The organism is Dokdonia sp. Asnod1-B02, assembly GCF_045063955.1.
Classification (GTDB): Bacteria; Bacteroidota; Bacteroidia; order Flavobacteriales; family Flavobacteriaceae; genus Dokdonia.
This window is the reverse complement of the sequence record NZ_JBEFNW010000002.1, coordinates 1804830-1823956: the sequence shown is the minus strand read 5'-3', so window position 1 is coordinate 1823956 and position 19127 is coordinate 1804830. Positions and strand designations below refer to the sequence as shown.

The window sequence follows — 19127 nt, the reverse complement described above, 5'->3', positions numbered from 1 at the left end:
AGTATGTGCAAAAATAAGTATTATGAACTGTTGTACCATAGCAACGAGATTATAGAATATTTAGTACCCACTGAGCTAGGTAGAAAATATATGCTATATTTTTGCTAGAAATTAAATCATATTATGTCTACAGAAGAACGACTTAAACTAATCTGGGATTTTAGAGGTCCAGACGCACATAAAATTGCATTACATCACGAGATTCACTTAAAAGAGTATGCAGCTGCACAGGTATTAAATACGCCTATAACAGGCACTCAACAAGTTACAGAAGATCACAGCATTGCATTTTTAGTTGTAGATAGAGAGGCGATGAAGCCCGTAAGAGATGCGCTTAAGCCTCACCGCGGGCAGCTATTTACTTAAAACTTACCACTTGGCACAGATATTGTCTTCTATCACATATATTTGCACGCGCAAATGATAATCTTAATAAATACTATACAATGAAAAAAATCGTACTTGGAATGTTTGTAGTGCTATTTACAGCAACAGCTTTTGCTCAAAGCAAAGTAGGAACTGTAGATGCCGACTTTATCCTAACAAAAATGCCTGAGCTTACAGGAGCAAATGAAAAAGTAAAAGCTTACAATCTTGATCTTGAAACGCAAATGAAAGCAAAGATTCAAGACTATGAGGCTAAGGTAAAATTATACCAAAGCGGTCAAGCAACTTTTACAGATGCAGACAAGAAAACAAAACAAGGAGAAATCATTGCTCTTGAAGAAGATATCTCAAAATTTCGTCAGAATGGTGCACAGCTTTTACAATTAAAGCAATCTGAAGTTGTACAACCACTTTACAAGAAAATAGGAGAAATGGTAACTGTAGTAGCAAAAGAACAAGGTTACTCTCACATTCTTACTATAGGTAACAATAACAACTTTGCATATGCAGACCCTGCAGCAGATATTACAATGGCTGTTCTTGCAAAACTAGGAATCACAGTAGAAGAGTAATCTTCCACTATATTTTATAAAAAAGCCGCTTCTACTAGATAGAAGCGGCTTTTTTATGTGATTACTTGTCAAGTATACTCTTAATGTCTGGCTTAAAATAATTAGGCCCCTTAAGCACTTTTCCATCTTCACGATAGATAGGCTTACCATCTGCTCCTAGTTTACTCATATTAGAACGCTGTATTTCATTAAAGACCTCCTCGATTTTATCTTGCATCCCATGCTCGATGATCGTTCCACATAATATGTAAAGCAAATCCCCTAGGGCATCTGCCACCTCTACTAGGTCACCAGCGTTTGCAGCTTCTAGGTATTCTTCATTTTCCTCTTTCATGAGGTTAAAGCGTAGCTCATTTTTCGATAGCGGGAGATTTGCAGTAGGTTTATCTTTTCGATCAAGACCATAAGTGTCATGAAATAATGTTACGGCGGCTATTTTATTTTTCATAAAGGATTTTGTTTTGTTACGCTTTCGCGAAAGCGTACTCAGTCGTATTTTTACAACTCCTAAAATACTTTAAATGTTTAGCACTGGTCAGATTATATTTGTTGTTTTTTTTATTGTGGCTTTCATACTTCTTATGGTATGGAGTTATAGAAAGGATTTATCCCTTCACAAAAAGCAATACAAAGGAAGTAAGTGGGTGCTGGTAGGTTTCATGGGGTTTATCGCTCTACTTGTGATAATAAAACTCGTACTGAAACCTTAATAACATCACTGCAGTATAACATGCTGTAAGAAACTATTATAAAATATAAAAGCCCGCATATAGCGGGCTTTTATATTTTAAAGTGACAAGTGTTATGCTTTAAACAATGGTCTGTGCCCCATCATCTCGTTTACACTTGCTGCAACGTTTGCAAGTACTTCATCATTATCGTGATGCTGTATTGCTTTATCTATAAAGTTTGCAATCTCATGCATATCACCTTCTACAAGACCACGAGTGGTCACTGCAGCTGTACCTATACGTATTCCAGAAGTAACAAATGGTGACTTATCATCAAATGGTACCATGTTTTTATTTACCGTAATATCTGCTTTTCCTAGTGCTTCTTCGGCTGCTTTACCTGTTACATTTTTATTGCGCAGGTCTATAAGCATCATGTGGTTATCTGTACCTCCAGAGATAATATCATAACCTTTAAGTACAAGTGCATCTGCGAGCATTGTCGCATTTTTCTTAACCTGCACCATATAATGTAAAAACTCATCTGTAAGTGCTTCTCCAAAGGCGATTGCCTTTGCTCCTATCACATGCATTAATGGTCCTCCCTGGTTTCCTGGAAAAATACCGCTATCTAATAATGAAGACATCATTCTTAGATTTCCATTCTTTAATTTGATTCCAAAAGGATTTTCAAAATCCTTGCCCATCATGATCATTCCGCCGCGAGGTCCTCTTAACGTTTTATGCGTCGTAGTAGTTACCACGTGACAGTGTGGGATAGGATCTGCAATGATTCCTTTTGCAATAAGCCCTGCTGGGTGAGCAACATCTGCTAGAAGGATTGCTCCTACTGAGTCTGCAATCTCACGAAAGCGTTTATAATCTATCTCTCGAGAGTATGCAGAAGCTCCAGCTATAATCATCTTAGGCTGTTCCTTTGTTGCTATCTCTTGAATTTTATCATAATTAAGTAGTCCTGTCTCCTTCTCTACTCCATAAAAAACTGGATTGTATAAACGTCCAGAAAAGTTTACTGGAGATCCATGAGTAAGGTGACCACCATGTGCAAGATCAAAACCTAAAAATTTATCTCCTGGCTTTAAACAAGCATGAAACACGGCTGTGTTTGCTTGTGATCCAGAGTGTGGTTGTACGTTTGCATATTCCGCTCCAAAGAGTTCCTTTGCGCGCTCTATAGCAAGTGTCTCCACCTCGTCTACTACTTCACAACCACCGTAATATCTTTTTCCCGGGTATCCTTCGGCATATTTGTTAGTTAACACAGAACCTGCAGCTTCCATTACTTGGTCACTTACAAAGTTCTCTGAAGCAATAAGTTCAAGTCCGTTTAATTGGCGTTCTTTTTCTTCTTGGATTAGGTCAAAAATGGCAGTATCACGTTGCATAGTAAAATTGTTTGTTAAAGTGATACAAAAATACTACAAAGACTTTTTAAGAATGCTATAAATCCTATATTTGAAGAGAGAATTACAAACAACTTATCAAAATATAGACAATGCCACTATCTGCTAACGATCCCTCTAGAAAAACTTGGCTCGAAACGCCAAAAAATACAGATTTCCCAATACAGAATATTCCTTTTGGTGTATTCTTAACGCGTGATGACGTTATTACAATAGGGACGCGTATAGGAGATTATGCAATAGATCTTGGTGCTTTACACCAGTTAGGTTACTTTGAAGGTATCCCACTTACAGATGATATCTTTTTACAAGACACGCTCAATGATTTTATTGCAGATGGTCGTAAAACGTGGAGACTAGTACGTAACCGTATTGCCGAAATTTTTGAAGAAACTAACGATTCCTTACGTGGTAATCAGAAAGATCGTGATGTTGTAATTTTTAAAATGGAAGAAGTTGAGATGCAATTACCTGTACAAATAGGTGATTATACAGACTTCTACTCAAGTATAGAACATGCTACAAACGTAGGAACAATGTTCCGCGGTGAGGAGAATGCTTTGATGCCTAACTGGCTGCACTTACCTGTTGCTTATCACGGTAGAAGTTCTTCTGTAATACCATCAGGAATTCCGGTACACCGTCCTAACGGTCAGAAATTACCTAACGGAGCAACAGAACCTATATTTGGCCCATCAAGACTTGTAGATTTTGAGCTAGAGATGGCTTTTATTACTACAGATGCAAACATTTTAGGTGAATCTATCACCACTGCAGATGCCGAAGAAAATATTTTTGGACTTGTACTCTTTAATGACTGGAGTGCTCGTGATATTCAAAAATGGGAATATGTACCACTAGGACCGTTTCTTGCAAAAAACTTTGCCTCTTCAATCTCTCCTTGGATCGTAACTCTTGACGCACTTGAGCCTTTCCGTGTTGAAAGCCCTAAGCCTAAAAAAGAACTACTTCCTTACTTACAATATGAAGGAAAGAAAAGTTTTGATATCAATCTTGAAGTAGCATTACAACCAGAAGGAAAGAAAGAAACTACGGTTTGTAAATCTAATTTTAAGTATATGTACTGGAACATGAGCCAGCAACTTGCACACCATACTGTAAATGGATGTCCTGTAAATGCTGGAGATATGATGGGAAGTGGTACACTTTCTGGAAAAACACCAGATTCTTACGGATCTATGCTCGAATTATCATGGAGAGGAGAAAAGCCTATCAAACTTGAAGAAGGTGGTGATCGTAAGTTTATTGAAGATAATGACACTGTAATTATACGTGGTTACTCAAAAACAAAGGATTATCCACGCATAGGTTTTGGCGAGGTTTCGACAAAATTACTTCCTGTATTTGAGCCTAAAACTAAATAGTGAAGCGTCTATAAATGATCAAAACGATTGCATTATACTTAGTCATGTTGCTAGCGGTAGCCTTTTATGCTAGCGCCTTTTACTTGGGCTATTCACTTCTTGCACTTATTTTTGGTAACCTTTTAAGTATAGTTATCATCTTAAGTTGTGCCACATGGTATTTCGTGAGAGACTTTAGAAAGAAAAGAAGAGCAAGATTGCTCTAAATTATAGTATCACGCTTTCGCGAAAGCGTAAAAAACAAAGAAAAGGTTAGCTACACAGCTAGCCTTTTTCTTTGTTTTATATCTAGTACTGAAAACCCGACAAGCAAGTATAGCTACCACCTCTTATAGCAGAAAGTTCTTGAATAACTACAATATTCTTATTGCCAAAATAAAAGTTAAATAGCTTATGCATTATGTTATTTACCAAATTCTTAACTATCTCAAGACGGAAAACCGTATAGATTTGAATTTATAACTAACTTTATAATTCATTCATCATGAAGCAATTAATCAATTTATCATTACTATTATTCTGTGCTACTATGTTTGCACAAGAACAGTTTGAAAAATCAAATTTTTCAGAATTAAAATTAAACGGGCTCTCTACCGCCTTAGGTACAATCGAGGTAGAATTTGAAAGAACAATTAATGAAAACTCTTCTTTTGGGACGTCATTATTTACCACTTTTAATGACTCCGGCGCAGCTTTTTCATATGATTATGACAGCGGAATCACCGGTTTTTATAGACGCTATTTAAGCAAGAAATATGCCAGCGGACTCTTTGTCGAAGGGTTTACAATGTTTCACAGTACCAAAATCCTTGAGCCTAATGCTACACCAGATACAGATAATAATCTACTTCTAGGTTTAGGCGCAGGTTACAAGTGGATTTCAAAAGAAGGAATCATTTTACAAGCAAATTTTGGGATGGGAAGAAACGTTTTTGAAACCAATCAAGATAAATTGAGTGGTAGAGCGGGAATCAGTATAGGCTATCGTTTTAAGTAATATGACTAGAAAAAGATACTTGTAGAAAGTGTCTCTATGTTAGATGTACACTCTAAAATAGCATGCCGCGGGTATCAACTTTATAGTATCACGCTTTCGCGAAAGCGTAAAAAACAAAGAAAAGGTTAGCTATACAGCTAGCCTTTTTTTTTAAATTCTTGTTTTTAAAGATTTACAGACAAGTATAACAATCACCTCCTAAAGCAAAAAGTTGTTGTATTTCGGTAGCATTTAGTGTGTTTTTATACACTCTAAGATCATCTACATGACCTAGAAAATTCTGGCCAAGTGTATATTCATTTAATGCGGTACTCCCTATATCAAGCGTGGAGTTAATTACCTCATTACGCAAGATACCGTCTCTGTAAAGTTTTACAGTATTTGTAGCATCTACGGTAATTGCTAGATGATGCCAGTCTGTATTCATCCAGTCTACATCTACTTCGTTGTTCCAGTCTTCATCTATAATTTCAAAATTATCTGTAAAAAACACTGGTGTATTAAGTGTAGACACACCCAAGGCAAATCCTTCTTGACTTGCATCTGTACCCTTCTGAAATATAATTTCCACATCTCCAGAGCTTGTGTTTTGCATTTTAAACCAGACACTTATAGAATACTCATCTCCTTGTACAATACTATTTTCTCCAGTAACAGGTATTGTAAATGAATCCTGATTAAAACTAATGGCGCAGTGATCTGATCCATCCCTGTCTACAACACATTCATTTACAGCAGTACTATTTACATAACCACTTATAAGCTCTACGGGATACTCAGATAAAGGCATATAAATCACAAGATCATTAAGATAATCTTGCGGATTACTACAACAATCTACTACAGTAAGATTGATAAAAATAATTTTAAACTCACTAGCTTCACTTAAAAGTGTAGCTCTTACCCATAACTGTTCTGGACTTGTAGTTGTGGTATAATTAGTAGGATTTGATATTGCGTTTATTTGATTGCTAGCATCTTCTTGGGTGCGGTAGTAAGCGATGTCCACTTCTGAGGTGTCACAACCTAAAAGTGTTTCTGTAAGATCGAAAGTAGCCTCTCCATCTTGGCCATTATCACATACGTTAAGTACGGCACTTACAAAACAATCTAATGGCTCTTGAAAGCAATTTCTTTGAAGTGTCATCACATCATCACCTTTCTCCAGTAATAACGTCTCTTCATCACATTGTGTCACCGTCCAGTTACCTCCTATTTGTGAATTTAAGATAGGCAGATTAAAAAAGCTCAGTCTAACACCAGAGGCAGTTGTAGTAGTACTCCATCCAGCCTCTGCGATTACATTTACGTCAAAATATAGGAGATAATTATTTGCGCCAAAAGAAAATACATAATTACTAAGCGTATCTTCATTATTGTAAGAAGTTATCTGCCAGTAACAATTCATGAGAAAATCATTTACTTCACTCTCTAAACATACATCTTCCTCAAAATGATAGGTGTCATCTTCCTCGCAACTCGAAGAAGCTTCTACCAGCGCAGATGATAACGTACTATGGCTTAACATCTCCTCTGTAGTATCATCATGAGCTCTCATGACAATAGGAAAATTTACAGCTGCCACAAGATTAGTTTCTTGCATGGTATTTACAAATGATAGTAACTCGCTATCGCTTTGTACACTCACTACATTTGTGACCGTAAATACTGGATCAAAAGTGCTAAAACCGAAAGGATATACAAAATCGACACATTCTATATCTGGGTCATTTTGGGTAGTTTGTCCACAAGTTTCTACAAGTTCATTGAAGTCTGACTGTGATGCAACCACAACCTGCTCATGTGTAGACGTTATCACTGTGATAGGAAAATCAATGGTGTAATCATCTGCATTTCCTTGTTGCTCAAAGTGAGCTGCTACCGTTTCAAAATCGTCCGTGTGGTTTACTACAATATCTGCATTATTTATAGTGACAGTAACTGGTAGTACAAGTTCTAAGCAAGATGCTCTATCAATAATATCATCATGAGACCCATCATTAAGAGCAACATTGTACATTAATTGCATTAACTGTGCGCTGGCGTTATCCTCTATCCCTCCTTGAATTGAGTTTTCCTCGATAAGATCATCTTGACAACCTATTGTCGTACACAATAGTGCCAGCAACAATAGTCGCTGTAAATGTCTTAAAAATGAGGATGATATGGTTTGCATATTTTTTTAACGTACTGCAATAATAAAACAACTTTAAAGAAAAAACTCCTACCCCTTTTAAGTTATTATTTACATTTCTCTATTATTGCACTCAATGAAGAAAGAAGATAACAAAGATGTTTGCCATGAGACTATATATAATAGAGTCTTTAAAGCGCATTCTAAAAATCTCTTTAATTTTCTTTATTACAAATTTGGAAACGAATATAACCCCGAAGATAAAGTACAAGAGGCATTTATCAAGCTCTGGGAAAACTGCGCAAAAGTTTCTGAAGAAAAAGCAAAAAGCTATCTATTTACCATAGCAAACAATCTCACACTTAATGCATACGCACACCAGAAGGTAGTATTAAAATTTAAAAAGAATACCCCTAAAGGTTATACCAATGAGACTCCAGAATTTGTACTTGAAGAACAAGAGTACCAACAAAAACTTGAACGAGCGATTGCAAATCTCACAGAGGCGCAGCGTACAGCTTTCTTACTTAACCGCGTAGAAGGAAAAAAACACAAAGAAATCGCAGCGCTCTTAGGTATATCTACAAAGGCAGTAGAAAAAAGAATTTATGGAGCTTTAAAAAAATTAAAAGTAGAAATCACAGAGCTCAGGTAGGAAAAAAAACAACAACCTTGTTACATATATAGTAACGCTATGGAAAAAGAACAATTAATACGTAAATGGCTCGATAATGAGCTTACCGAGAGTGAGCTTCAAGCATTTAAAAATCTTGAAGAATACGATCAATACACGCGTATTTCTGACACCATCAAACATCTAGAGATTCCTACTTATCATGTAGATGAGCAACTTGAGGCGTTGCATGCACGTATAAATACTAAGAAATCTAAAGTGATTTCGCTAAAACCTTTTTTACGTATCGCAGCAATACTTGTCCTATTTATAGGGGTTTACTATGCGGTATCACTGAGATCTACTAGTACCAACCATTACACACAAATTGCTCAAAAAGAAACCATCACATTACCCGATAACTCAACAGTGATGCTCAACGCAATGTCTTCTATTTCTTATGATGAAGATACTTGGGAGGCTCAGCGCAATGTATCTCTAGAAGGAGAAGCCTATTTTAAAGTGGCAAAGGGAACTACATTTAATGTTCAAACTAGAAATGGAACGGTAACGGTATTAGGCACGCAGTTTAACATCAAAAATAGAGATGAATACTTTGACGTGGTATGTTATGAAGGTTCTGTAAAAGTAACAACAGCGGCACAAGAAGTAATATTAAAAGCTGGAGACCGCTTTCGCGAAAGCGTACTTATAACAGGTACTGCAAGCACGAGTACTCCAAAATCACCTTCTTGGACTCACAATGAAAGCTCCTTTGAAAAAACTCCTTTAAAAGAAGTAATTGCAGAATTAGAAAGACAATATCAAGTACATGTTGATGTAGATGAAGTATTTGCTCAAGAGCTTTACACTGGAACATTTACACACGACAATATAGATATTGCTCTCAAATCTATAAGTCTACCTTTTAATTTAACCTATACCAAAGAGGAAAATAAGGTAACTTTAGCTCGTGATTAAAAAAGTTTTCTCAATACTTTTTCCTGTAATATTCTTTTTATTTTTTTCTGATGTAAGATCTCAAGAGAATAATAGCGAGAGAATACCTCTGGTTGCTGTTTTAAAAAGCATCGAGACAAAGTATGATGTGAGATTTTCATATGTAGATGAACTCGTTTCCTCCATTAAAATACCACGAATTTCAAACGATAAAACTCTTGATGATGCGCTCCTTTTTATCACAAACTATACAGGCTTTGATTTTGATAAACTTAATAATCGTTTTATAGCTTTAAGAGATCTCAATCTTTCTAGCGAAATTCAAGAACTCGATAATATTTACATTGCTTCCCTCCTTACTTCTGGAATATCTAAATCTAGCTCTGGTGTTACCATTATAGCTCCAAAGCAATTTGGTATTCTCCCAGGAGTCATAGAGCCAGATGTACTACAAACAGTCCAAGCACTGCCAGGAATTATAAGCACAGATGAGACCGTATCTGATCTAAATATACGTGGAGGAACAAACGATCAAAACCTGATACTTTGGGATGGAATCAAAATGTATCAATCTGGACATTTTTTCGGCCTCATATCTGCTTTTAATCCATATTTGACTAAACGTGTAGAAGTCATAAAAAATGGCACAAGTGCAAGATATGGCGATGGTGTTTCTGGAGTACTCAAAATAGGATTAGAAGACAGCCTTTCTAATAAAAAAAGCGGAAGCATAAGTGCAAATTTACTGCATGTTAAAGGGTTTGCAAGACTACCGCTCACTAAAAAAGCTACATTACTCCTATCTGCTAGAAGATCTCATACAGATATAACTGATACGCCTACATACCGCAGTTATACTAATCGTATTTTTCAAGATACAGATTTAGAAATGAGCGGAAATCTTCCCGTCTCTGCATCAAATATTAATTTCTTCTTTTATGATATTAGTGCAAAGTACATCTATAACATAAGCGATCACGATTACCTAAGTGTAAGTGCGACCACGCTGTTTAACAAGTTAGAATATGACGAAAATACTACGGCAACAGGAGTCTTTGCACGCAGTGGTATTAACCAAGGAAACCGTGGTTTAAAGATTAAATATGCAAGACAGTGGAATTCACAATTTAAAACTGATCTTGATTTATATGCCTCAAACTATAACCTAAGGGCACGTAATTTTAATATAGAAAATAACCAGCAACTTGACCAAGAAAACGAAGTTCTTGACTTAAGTCTTACATTAAACACACAGTTAAAGCTAAGCGATAATTTTAAATGGGAAAATGGATATCAATTTACAGAGGTCGGCACTAGAAACCTCGCACAAACTAATAATCCACAATTTTTTAGAAATGAAAAAAATGTTACTCGCACTCAAGCGCTATTTACAGAACTTTCTTTCCTCTCAAATAAGAATACCACACAATTTACTGTGGGCTCAAGAGCAAGCTATCTAGAGCGTTTTAAAAAGCTTATTGTAGAACCTAGACTACGTTTTAGTCAGCGGTTTTTGAATTACTTTAAGATAAGCGCTCTTGGTGAGTTTAAAAACCAATCAATTTTTCAAATTATAGATCAGCCCAATGATTTTTTAGGACTTGAACGAAGAAGATGGGTCGCGGCAAATGACGATAACTTACCTATATTAAGAAGCAAGCAAGCATCTGTAAGCCTAGATTACACTAGAAATAAATGGTTATTTAGTATGGAGGGATATGTAAAAGATGTTGCAGGAATCTCCTCAAGAAGCCAGGGCTTTCAGAATCAATTTCAGTTTACAAATACCTCAGGCTCTTATGATGTTACAGGGCTTGACTTTCTTGCAAGCAAGCGGTTTAAATCTTTTACTAGTTGGCTCAGTTATTCCTATTCAAAAAACAACTATACTTTTAAAGCACTAAATGAAGGCCGAAGATTTCCAAATAACAAAGACATAAAGCACTCTATAAGCGCCGGAACTTCATATAGTCTGGAACGTTTTAAACTTTCGCTAGGATTTAATTGGCGCTCTGGAACACCATTTACACGCCCACAAAATCAAAGTGTTCTACAGAATAATCAGATTGTTTATGAGAGACCTAACTCTTCATTATCAGATAGCTTTCTGAGGTTTGACATCTCTACCATATACAATTTCAAAATGCTTAAAAATGATGCTCAAATAGGCGCATCTATCTGGAATATAATTAATAACGACAATATCCTTAACACCTATTATCTAGTTAATAGTGATAATGAAGTGCAGCAAATGACTGTGAAATCACTGGGATTTACACCAAACCTTAGTTTTCAATATAACTTTTAGTAAGTAATTGCGGCGGCTACGTGCTTTCCAACTAGTTTATCTCTACCCTTTAAGAAGTCTAGCTCGATAAGAAAATTACATTGCACAACCACACCTCCTAGTTGCTCAATAAGAGCTACCACAGCAGCAGCCGTTCCTCCTGTTGCTAAGACATCATCATGCAGTAATACTTTATCTCCAGGTTTGATAGCATCATTGTGCATCTCTAGAATATCTGTACCGTATTCTAGAGCGTACTCCTGTGATATCCTTTCGGAGGGTAATTTATTAGGCTTTCTAACGGGCACAAATCCAGCGTTTAGTCTTTTGGCGAGCAACGTACCAAAGAAGAAACCTCTAGCCTCTATTCCCACTACAATATCAATATTAGTCTCTGGAACGAGTGTATATAAAATCTCTTCCGCTTTCGCGAAAGCGTTTGCATCACCCAACAATGGAGTAATGTCTTTAAAAGTAATTCCTTCTTTAGGAAAATCTTCAATATCTCTTATGTAATCTGAAATTTGCATCTAGTAAAGTTACCATTTTGGATTAAATCCTTTGAGACCGCTATCTTAATTATTAATTTTATTTGTGTAATTATTTGACTTCAAGTTTGATAGGAAAATACTAAAAAATAATTATGATTTTTTATTGATTTTATTTGTTTAAATGAAACAAACAGTTGTATATTTGCACCCCGAAACGAACGAGTAATTGTTCTTTCAATTAGGCCTCGTGGCGCAACTGAATAGCGCACTTGATTACGGCTCAAGAGGTTACTGGTTTGAATCCAGTCGAGGTCACAAAAAGCTTTGCAAAAAGCACCATAACTGCGCTAATCCTAGGATTAGCGCAGTTTTTTATTTTATATGGTTTCGTTTAATATCATTTAACAGCAAAATGTATGGTAGCAATTGCTACCACAAAGCGTTTCTCACCCACCCAACCATCTTTAGTCACTGATTTACAGTATTTTAAATAAATAATTGTAAATTGATCGCTCAATTATAAGTGCTTAAAAAACATGTTCTATCTATTAGTAGATTGTAGGCTTATTAACAAATAAACATCAATAACTCGAATATTATTTCTTAAAGTCAACTCTATAATTAGATTTGAATACATTTGCTATTGCAAACCCTTAACATATTATCATAATGAGCAATACGAACTTCGTACTGAGCAATGCCGATAAGAACATCTTAAAAATGATGTCAAAAGGCATGACCCACTTAGAGATTTCTAAGACACTAACTGCTAACAATGAATCGCCTTCTAGTACCTCTCACATTGAGAAACTAATTATGAAGCTTAAAAAAAGCTACAAAGCTAAAACATCGTTTCAATTAGGTATCCTTCTTTATAAAGATGGATTTTTCAAATAGATTACTTTATTTGATCAAGTAAAAGACGGGAGCTCTGGATATTGAACCTAAGCAATTACCACTTCCCTATTTTAAAGATTTGCACCCATACAGTTTCCTAAATAACTGAATGGGTGACTCATCTTTTTCACTTAGTTTATGACTATAGTCCTTAATGATGAGATAGGATAAATTTGAAAAAATTATCTAATTATAATTCTCAAACTAAGATTAAATCACCGCCTTGTTATCATCTGAAATTATATGGTCTATAAAAGATAATGCCTATACCTACTCCGCTCAAGGTGTTCGTTATTTTAACAGCGTTTCTAGTTCGATAAACTTAACGTTGACATCCATCTCTTCCTCCATTGCTATGACACCATTAAATTCCGGATTAAATTCGAAGGGCTTAAAGTAATATCGTTGGTCCTTATAAATACCATAGTCTTCAAATATTTCTAGTCCCTCTAATTCCTTCAACGAGCAATCTACTGTTTTAAGCAAAGCTTCCTTCCTAACCCAATACCAGTAGAATCTATCTAGTGGGCTTTTATCTTGCATAATAATTTTCCACTCTGAATCCGTGAAGAGGTATTTAAATAATTTTAAATCTATATCCTTCCTCTTCTCAATATCGATGCCCACCTGAAAAACGGTACCAAAAATTAAAACCACGTACCCATTACTATGTGATATTGAAAAATTGACATTAGTAAAACTTGGTTTTCCATTATCAGAATACGTGATATTTTCTATTAAAAAACTTGAATATTCACTTTCTAAAATTGCTTTTTTCAATAGTAATCTTCCAATCACAAAACTCAAGAAATTCTCTTTCTTCAAATACCTTAATGCTCTATTAACAGTGGATTCAGGTAATTTTTTTAATAATTCCTCATCAGTGAATTGCTGACTGTTTATAGAAAAATTAACGATCCAAATTTCTGCCATTTTATTATTGTTGAAAAACATTTATGATAAAATGCCAATTAGTCTCATTTATAATTCCTTTTTTTGTGGTACCAATTAATACTTTTTCGGTACCACTTGGTCAAATTTAAGAAAACAATATGATTACCAGGGAACATATCATAGAGATAACAACTCAACTGTATTTAAAAAATGGAGTGAAGTCTGTTACCATGGCAGATATCAGTAAAGAGTTGAGTACCTCGAAGCGTACTATCTATAATCACTTTATAGACAAAACGGATTTAATGCAAGCTTGTGTAGAGCAATATCTTGCGGGAATTAGAACTAAAAATGACGATATCATTAATACCTCTAGCTCTGCTATTGAAGCAATGGGTATGATTCAACAACAGATTTTAAAAAGAGCAGATTACAGCAACGCAAACTTTTATAAGGAGGTACTTAAATATTACCCTAGCATATTAAAAGACTCCTATAAAAAGAATGCAGAGTTTGCTTTTCGAGAGTTACTCTATTTATCTAAATGGGGTGTAAAAGATGGGTTATTCAGGAAAGACTTGGACCCAGAAGTTACAATGGCTACAGTTCAAACTCTTTTAAAATTATGTAATAACAACAAAGTTTTTCCATCAGAACAATTTTCTAAAGCTAGACTTACCGAAGGTATCATGGTTGCTTACTTGAGAGGATTATGTACTGACAAAGGTCTTTTGGAAGTTGAAAAGCAAAAGCACCTTTATTTAATTATAGACTAAAAAAATATGGACAGTATTAATAGTTCACTCAAAAAAACGCCTGTAGCAATTATTGGCTTATCTGCTATGTTTGCAGATGCAATAAACGTAGAGCAGTTTTGGAATAATATCATCAGTCAGAAAGATAGTATAGTAGATGTTCCTGCATCGCGTTGGAAAATAGAAGATTATTACGATGCAGACCCAATGGTTGCAGATAAAACCTACTGTAAAAAAGGTGGTTTTATTCCTGATGTAGACTTCAATCCAATGGAATTTGGATTGCCTCCAAATATTTTGGAAGTTACAGATGCCTCTCAACTACTAGCCTTAATTGCAGCTAGAGATGCTTTTGAAGACGCTGGTTATGGTAGAGAATCTGAAAAGTTTACAGCATTATTAAAAGAAAAAACAGGAGTAATTCTAGGTGTTGGTGGTGGACAAAAATTGATTACTCCACTTACTTCAAGATTGCAAGCCCCTATTTGGGAAACTGCTTTGAGAAGTAGTGGAATAAGCGATACAGACATTCCTCATATTGTAGATAAAATGAAGAAAGCATATATAGGATGGAATGAAAATTCTTTTCCAGGTATGCTAGGAAATGTTATTTCTGGTCGTATTACAAATCGTTTTGATCTAGGAGGTATTAACTCTGTAGTAGATGCTGCTTGTGCCGCATCACTTTCGGCTGTAAAAATGGCTGTTTCTGAGTTAATAGAAGGAAGATGTGATATGATGTTAACAGGAGGAGTCGATACAGACAATTCTCCTTTTATGTATATGTCCTTTTCTAAAACGCCAGCATTCTCTCGTAAGGGAAGTATTCGTCCATTTGATACCGATTCTGACGGTATGTTGATTGGAGAAGGTGTAGGTATGCTCGTCTTAAAAAGATTAGAAGATGCAGAGCGTGATGGAGATAGAATTTATGGTTTACTTACTGGTGTTGGTTCTTCTAGTGACGGTCGTTATAAATCGGTTTACGCACCACGTCCTCAGGGACAAGCGCTAGCCATGCAACGCGCTTATGATGAGGCAGGTTATGATGCCTCTACCGTAAGACTCATAGAAGGTCATGGTACTGCAACCGGAGCTGGTGATGCTGCCGAATTTGAGTCTATGTCAATGGTTTTTGGTAAAAACAATGCAATAAAAAATAATATCGGGATAGGTTCTGTAAAATCACAAGTAGGACATACTAAAGCTGCTGCAGGCGCAGCCGGAATGATTAAAGCAGCCTTAGCACTATATCATAAAGTCTTACCTGGCACTATAAATGTCACAAAGCCGCATGACAAATTTGGAATAGAAAACTCTCCTTTTTATGTAAATGCAGAAACAAGACCATGGTTTAAAAACGGAGTACCTCGCAGGGCGGGATTATCTGCTTTTGGCTTTGGTGGTGTTAATGTCCATTTTGCAATGGAAGAATATGAAAAGAAAACTTCTTTTACAGATAGAATACATCAATCTTTTCATAGTATTTACATAAAACGAGCAAATATAGAAGACTTATTAACGCATCTTAAAAATGCTCATACTGCGTTAAATAGCAAAGAAGCGAACACTGCATTCTACAATTTAAAAGAAAATTCAAAACAAGGTACAGCAAAGGAAAGTGAAGCCCGTTTAGGTTTTGTAGCCGAGTCTCTCGTTGATTGTATTTCAAAACTTGAAATTGCAATCAAACAATTAGAAAGCAATAAGAATGCTTGGTCTCACCCTAGAGGCGTATTCTTTAGACCTAATGGAATCTCGAGTACTACAAAAGTTGCGTCATTATTCTCAGGTCAAGGTTCGCAGTATGCAAACATGGCAAAAGAAGCTACCAGTAGTTTTGAAAGGATACAACAAACCATTGCAGCTTTTGATGCCAAAAAAGGATATGATTTAGCTAATAAAATATATCCAAAACCTGTATTTACAGAAGAGGATAAAGCTATTTTAGAAAAAAATATTACAAATACTGAGTTTGCACAACCCGCAATCGGAGCTATTAGTTTAGGATATTATAATGTATTCAAAGATGCCGGTTTTATAAGTGATATGGTCGCTGGACATAGTTTTGGTGAACTCACAGCTCTTTGTGCTTCTGGAGTTATAAGTCAAGATGATTATATGACGCTTGCTATCGCACGTGGAAATGCTATGGCAGGTAAAAATACAAGTGGTGACGCTGGTACAATGCTAGCCGTAAAAGCTTCGGCTTCAGAAATCGAACCTTTGATTACCGATATATTAGATGTTTCTATTGCTAATATCAACTCATCGAGTCAAATAGTATTAGGAGGCACCACAGAAGGTATTACTAAGGCTAAGGCACTATTAGATAGTAAAAAATACCGCTCAATCTTATTACCAGTTTCTGCAGCCTTCCACACAGATTGTGTAGGACATGCTCAAAAACCATTTGAAAAAAGTATAGAGACTATAGAATTTACTAGTCCTAGCATTCCGGTATACTCAAATTCTACTGGAAATTCTTATTCAACTGAGCCAAGTGAGATTAAGAAAATACTAGGGCAGCATATTTTAAATTCAGTTGACTTTAAGAGCGAGGTCGAAAATATGTATGCTGCAGGAGCGAGAGTTTTTGTTGAGTTTGGACCTAAGTCCATTCTTACAAATCTTGTAAAAGATATACTGGCAGACAAAGAGCATTTTGTAGTTACTACAAATGCAAAAGCAACAAAAGACAGTGATTTACAAATCAGAGAAGCAGCGATACAACTCCAAGTACTAGGGTGTAAATTAAATGCAATTGATCGTAATGCACGTCAAGAAAAGAAGCCTGTAATTCAGCCTAAAGTGGCGGTTAAAATTGCAGGAAACAACTATGTGAGTCCAGCAACGCAAAAAGCCTATAAAGATGTATTGAATAATGGGTTTAAAGTAAGTGGCGCCACAGATATTATTAAAACTGAAGAAGAGATTAAGGAAATAGAAGTTATCTCAGAAGTGATAAACGCAGTTCCTACATACACAAGTGAAGAAGATCCTACAGACCAAGAAACAGAAGAAGATATGATGGTAGATGTTATTAAAAGTGCCATAGAAGGCATCAAAGAGAATCAATCTAAAACATTAGACATGTTCCAAACTATTTTGATGGAACAAAATAAACAAACCGCACAATTACTAAACTTATTATCTGGAAACTTTGCCCCAGATGAAAATATCCTTGAAGCTCCTACAGCTCCGCTATCTATTGATACTCCAGCTCCTGAGGCTCCTGTGACAAAACCGATTGTGACTCCTACTGCTGTACAACCTACCGTAGTAAACACTGCAGCACCCCCTGCTTCTGCACCTGCAGTAGAAACTGCCGCTCCTGCTACTGGTAACTCAGAAATGCTAGACCTTATGCTAAGCGTTGTAGCAGACAAAACTGGGTATCCTGCAGAAATGTTAGAGCTAAGCATGGATATGGAAGCAGATCTAGGAATCGATTCTATTAAACGTGTGGAGATTTTTGGAGCCATTACAGAGCAATCTGATAAACTATCAGACATCAACCCTAACGACTTAACAGAGCTTAGAACATTACAAGAAATTGTAGATTATATCTCTGCAAAAGCAGGAATAAATGCAACGTCAACTCCAGTTTCTCCTGCTGTTAAGGAAGTAGTAGCAGCTCCTGTTGCTGCCCCAGTAGCACAAGCGACACCAATCGCTGGAAACTCAGAAATGCTAGACCTTATGTTAAGCGTTGTAGCAGACAAAACAGGGTATCCTGCAGAGATGTTAGAATTAAGCATGGATATGGAAGCTGATCTTGGGATCGATTCTATTAAACGTGTGGAGATTTTTGGAGCGATTACCGAGCAATCGGATAAACTATCAGACATAAACCCTAACGACTTAACAGAGCTTAGAACACTGCAAGAAATTGTAGATTATATCTCTTCAAAAGCAGGAATAAGTACAACGGCAACTCCCATTACACAAACGGTAAAAGAAGTAGTTACAGCTCCTGTTGCTGCTCCAATAGCGCAAACGACAACAAAAACTTCTAGCAACTCAGAAATGCTAGACCTTATGTTAAGCGTTGTAGCTGATAAAACGGGATATCCTGCAGAGATGCTAGAACTAAGCATGGATATGGAAGCAGATCTAGGGATCGATTCTATAAAACGTGTCGAGATATTTGGAGCAATCACAGAACAGTCAGATAAACTATCAGACATCAACCCTAACGATCTTACTGAGCTTAGAACATTACAAGAAATTGTAGATTATATCTCTGCAAAAGCAGGGATAAGTACAACGGCTGCAACAGTTGAAACACCAGTCACAGCTTCTCCAGAAGTAGTTGGTACCGATTTATTCTCTACTCCTATTGTTGAGACAGCAGCTCCTAGCGAAGGTAATTCAGAAATGCTAGACTTGATGTTAAGCGTAGTCGCAGATAAAACAGGGTATCCTGCAGAGATGTTAGAATTAAGCATGGACATGGAAGCAGATCTAGGGATCGATTCTATTAAACGTGTGGAGATTTTTGGAGCGATTACAGAGCAATCTGACAAGCTATCAGACATCAATCCTAACGACTTAACAGAGCTTAGAACCTTACAAGAAATTGTGGACTACATCTCTGCAAAAGCTGGTATTTCAAGTAAAAAAAAAAGCCCGAGCCTAGCGTAACTCAAGATCAGAA

14 protein-coding genes and 1 tRNA gene are annotated in these 19127 nt (G+C 36.1%); 10 read left to right on the top strand and 5 right to left on the bottom strand.

All coding sequences use genetic code 11. The annotated features are described in order from the left end of the window. Window positions 1-123: 123 nt before the first annotated feature. Window positions 124-366 (top strand): hypothetical protein, encoded by a 243-nt coding sequence (locus ACJJVU_RS08350; RefSeq protein WP_339849601.1) that lies wholly within the window; start codon window positions 124-126, stop codon window positions 364-366. 80 nt (window positions 367-446) lie between these two features. Beyond that, window positions 447-959: an OmpH family outer membrane protein gene (locus ACJJVU_RS08345; RefSeq protein ID WP_298327722.1), complete on the top strand. Its 513-nt coding sequence runs from the start codon at window positions 447-449 to the stop codon at window positions 957-959. Window positions 960-1020: 61 nt separating this feature from the next. Here ACJJVU_RS08345 and ACJJVU_RS08340 read toward each other — a convergent pair whose 3' ends face one another. Further along, the gene (locus ACJJVU_RS08340; RefSeq protein ID WP_405224115.1) at window positions 1021-1407 is read right to left on the bottom strand and encodes a hypothetical protein; all 387 of its coding nucleotides are present in this window, start codon (window positions 1405-1407) and stop codon (window positions 1021-1023) included. Window positions 1408-1761: 354 nt separating this feature from the next. Next, on the bottom strand, window positions 1762-3036 hold the full coding sequence (gene glyA, locus ACJJVU_RS08335) for a serine hydroxymethyltransferase (protein ID WP_405224112.1): 1275 nt from the start codon (window positions 3034-3036) through the stop codon (window positions 1762-1764). A 110-nt stretch (window positions 3037-3146) separates the two neighbouring features. Between glyA and fahA the strand changes: the two genes are divergently transcribed. Together fahA and ACJJVU_RS08325 are read left to right on the top strand one after the other, a co-directional pair. Next, window positions 3147-4439, top strand: a complete 1293-nt coding sequence (fahA, locus tag ACJJVU_RS08330; protein WP_298327712.1) for a fumarylacetoacetase — start codon at window positions 3147-3149, stop codon at window positions 4437-4439. A gap of 484 nt (window positions 4440-4923) precedes the next feature. Beyond that, window positions 4924-5436 carry a hypothetical protein gene (locus ACJJVU_RS08325; RefSeq protein WP_405224108.1) on the top strand — a complete coding sequence of 171 codons (513 nt, stop codon included), beginning with the start codon at window positions 4924-4926 and terminating at the stop codon, window positions 5434-5436. Window positions 5437-5608: 172 nt separating this feature from the next. On the opposite strand, the gene ACJJVU_RS08320 is transcribed toward ACJJVU_RS08325, so the two are convergent. Continuing rightward, the gene (locus ACJJVU_RS08320) at window positions 5609-7612 is read right to left on the bottom strand and encodes a LamG domain-containing protein (protein WP_405224105.1); all 2004 of its coding nucleotides are present in this window, start codon (window positions 7610-7612) and stop codon (window positions 5609-5611) included. A gap of 94 nt (window positions 7613-7706) precedes the next feature. Here ACJJVU_RS08320 and ACJJVU_RS08315 point away from each other — a divergent pair, with 94 nt between their 5' ends. From ACJJVU_RS08315 to ACJJVU_RS08305, 3 genes are read left to right on the top strand one after another with little or no spacing between them, the layout of a single operon-like run. Then, on the top strand, window positions 7707-8225 hold the full coding sequence (locus ACJJVU_RS08315) for an RNA polymerase sigma factor (RefSeq protein ID WP_405224102.1): 519 nt from the start codon (window positions 7707-7709) through the stop codon (window positions 8223-8225). A gap of 39 nt (window positions 8226-8264) precedes the next feature. Continuing rightward, a complete protein-coding gene (locus ACJJVU_RS08310; RefSeq protein ID WP_405224099.1) occupies window positions 8265-9164 on the top strand; it encodes a FecR family protein in 900 nt (299 codons plus the stop codon). Further along, window positions 9157-11451 carry a TonB-dependent receptor domain-containing protein gene (locus ACJJVU_RS08305; protein WP_405224096.1) on the top strand — a complete coding sequence of 765 codons (2295 nt, stop codon included), beginning with the start codon at window positions 9157-9159 and terminating at the stop codon, window positions 11449-11451. Before ACJJVU_RS08310 ends, ACJJVU_RS08305 begins: the two co-directional genes overlap by 8 nt. Here the strand turns inward: ACJJVU_RS08305 and ACJJVU_RS08300 are convergent. Further along, window positions 11448-11960: an adenine phosphoribosyltransferase gene (locus ACJJVU_RS08300; protein WP_405224093.1), complete on the bottom strand. Its 513-nt coding sequence runs from the start codon at window positions 11958-11960 to the stop codon at window positions 11448-11450. The two genes, ACJJVU_RS08305 and ACJJVU_RS08300, sit on opposite strands and share 4 nt — an antisense overlap. Before the next feature lie 202 nt (window positions 11961-12162). On the opposite strand from ACJJVU_RS08300, the gene ACJJVU_RS08295 reads away from it, so the two are divergent. Further along, window positions 12163-12236, top strand: a tRNA-Arg gene (locus tag ACJJVU_RS08295). Window positions 12237-13109: 873 nt separating this feature from the next. On the opposite strand, the gene ACJJVU_RS08290 is transcribed toward ACJJVU_RS08295, so the two are convergent. Beyond that, on the bottom strand, window positions 13110-13751 hold the full coding sequence (locus ACJJVU_RS08290; protein ID WP_405224090.1) for a 4'-phosphopantetheinyl transferase family protein: 642 nt from the start codon (window positions 13749-13751) through the stop codon (window positions 13110-13112). Between the two features lie 119 nt (window positions 13752-13870). On the opposite strand from ACJJVU_RS08290, the gene ACJJVU_RS08285 reads away from it, so the two are divergent. Together ACJJVU_RS08285 and ACJJVU_RS08280 are read left to right on the top strand one after the other, a co-directional pair. Beyond that, window positions 13871-14488 (top strand): TetR/AcrR family transcriptional regulator, encoded by a 618-nt coding sequence (locus ACJJVU_RS08285; protein ID WP_339849579.1) that lies wholly within the window; start codon window positions 13871-13873, stop codon window positions 14486-14488. Between the two features lie 6 nt (window positions 14489-14494). Beyond that, window positions 14495-19114, top strand: a complete 4620-nt coding sequence (locus ACJJVU_RS08280) for a beta-ketoacyl synthase N-terminal-like domain-containing protein (protein ID WP_405224086.1) — start codon at window positions 14495-14497, stop codon at window positions 19112-19114. Window positions 19115-19127 lie beyond the last annotated feature (13 nt).

Coding starts and splice junctions, on each gene's coding strand:
- ACJJVU_RS08345 (WP_298327722.1), top strand. CDS start 447: ATGAAAAAAATCGTACTTGGAATGTTTGTAGTGCTATTTACAGCAACA.
- ACJJVU_RS08300 (WP_405224093.1), bottom strand. CDS start 11,960: ATGCAAATTTCAGATTACATAAGAGATATTGAAGATTTTCCTAAAGAA.
- ACJJVU_RS08285 (WP_339849579.1), top strand. CDS start 13,871: ATGATTACCAGGGAACATATCATAGAGATAACAACTCAACTGTATTTA.
- ACJJVU_RS08315 (WP_405224102.1), top strand. CDS start 7,707: ATGAAGAAAGAAGATAACAAAGATGTTTGCCATGAGACTATATATAAT.
- ACJJVU_RS08310 (WP_405224099.1), top strand. CDS start 8,265: ATGGAAAAAGAACAATTAATACGTAAATGGCTCGATAATGAGCTTACC.
- ACJJVU_RS08280 (WP_405224086.1), top strand. CDS start 14,495: ATGGACAGTATTAATAGTTCACTCAAAAAAACGCCTGTAGCAATTATT.
- glyA (WP_405224112.1), bottom strand. CDS start 3,036: ATGCAACGTGATACTGCCATTTTTGACCTAATCCAAGAAGAAAAAGAA.
- ACJJVU_RS08325 (WP_405224108.1), top strand. CDS start 4,924: ATGAAGCAATTAATCAATTTATCATTACTATTATTCTGTGCTACTATG.
- ACJJVU_RS08350 (WP_339849601.1), top strand. CDS start 124: ATGTCTACAGAAGAACGACTTAAACTAATCTGGGATTTTAGAGGTCCA.
- ACJJVU_RS08320 (WP_405224105.1), bottom strand. CDS start 7,612: ATGCAAACCATATCATCCTCATTTTTAAGACATTTACAGCGACTATTG.
- ACJJVU_RS08290 (WP_405224090.1), bottom strand. CDS start 13,751: ATGGCAGAAATTTGGATCGTTAATTTTTCTATAAACAGTCAGCAATTC.
- fahA (WP_298327712.1), top strand. CDS start 3,147: ATGCCACTATCTGCTAACGATCCCTCTAGAAAAACTTGGCTCGAAACG.
- ACJJVU_RS08340 (WP_405224115.1), bottom strand. CDS start 1,407: ATGAAAAATAAAATAGCCGCCGTAACATTATTTCATGACACTTATGGT.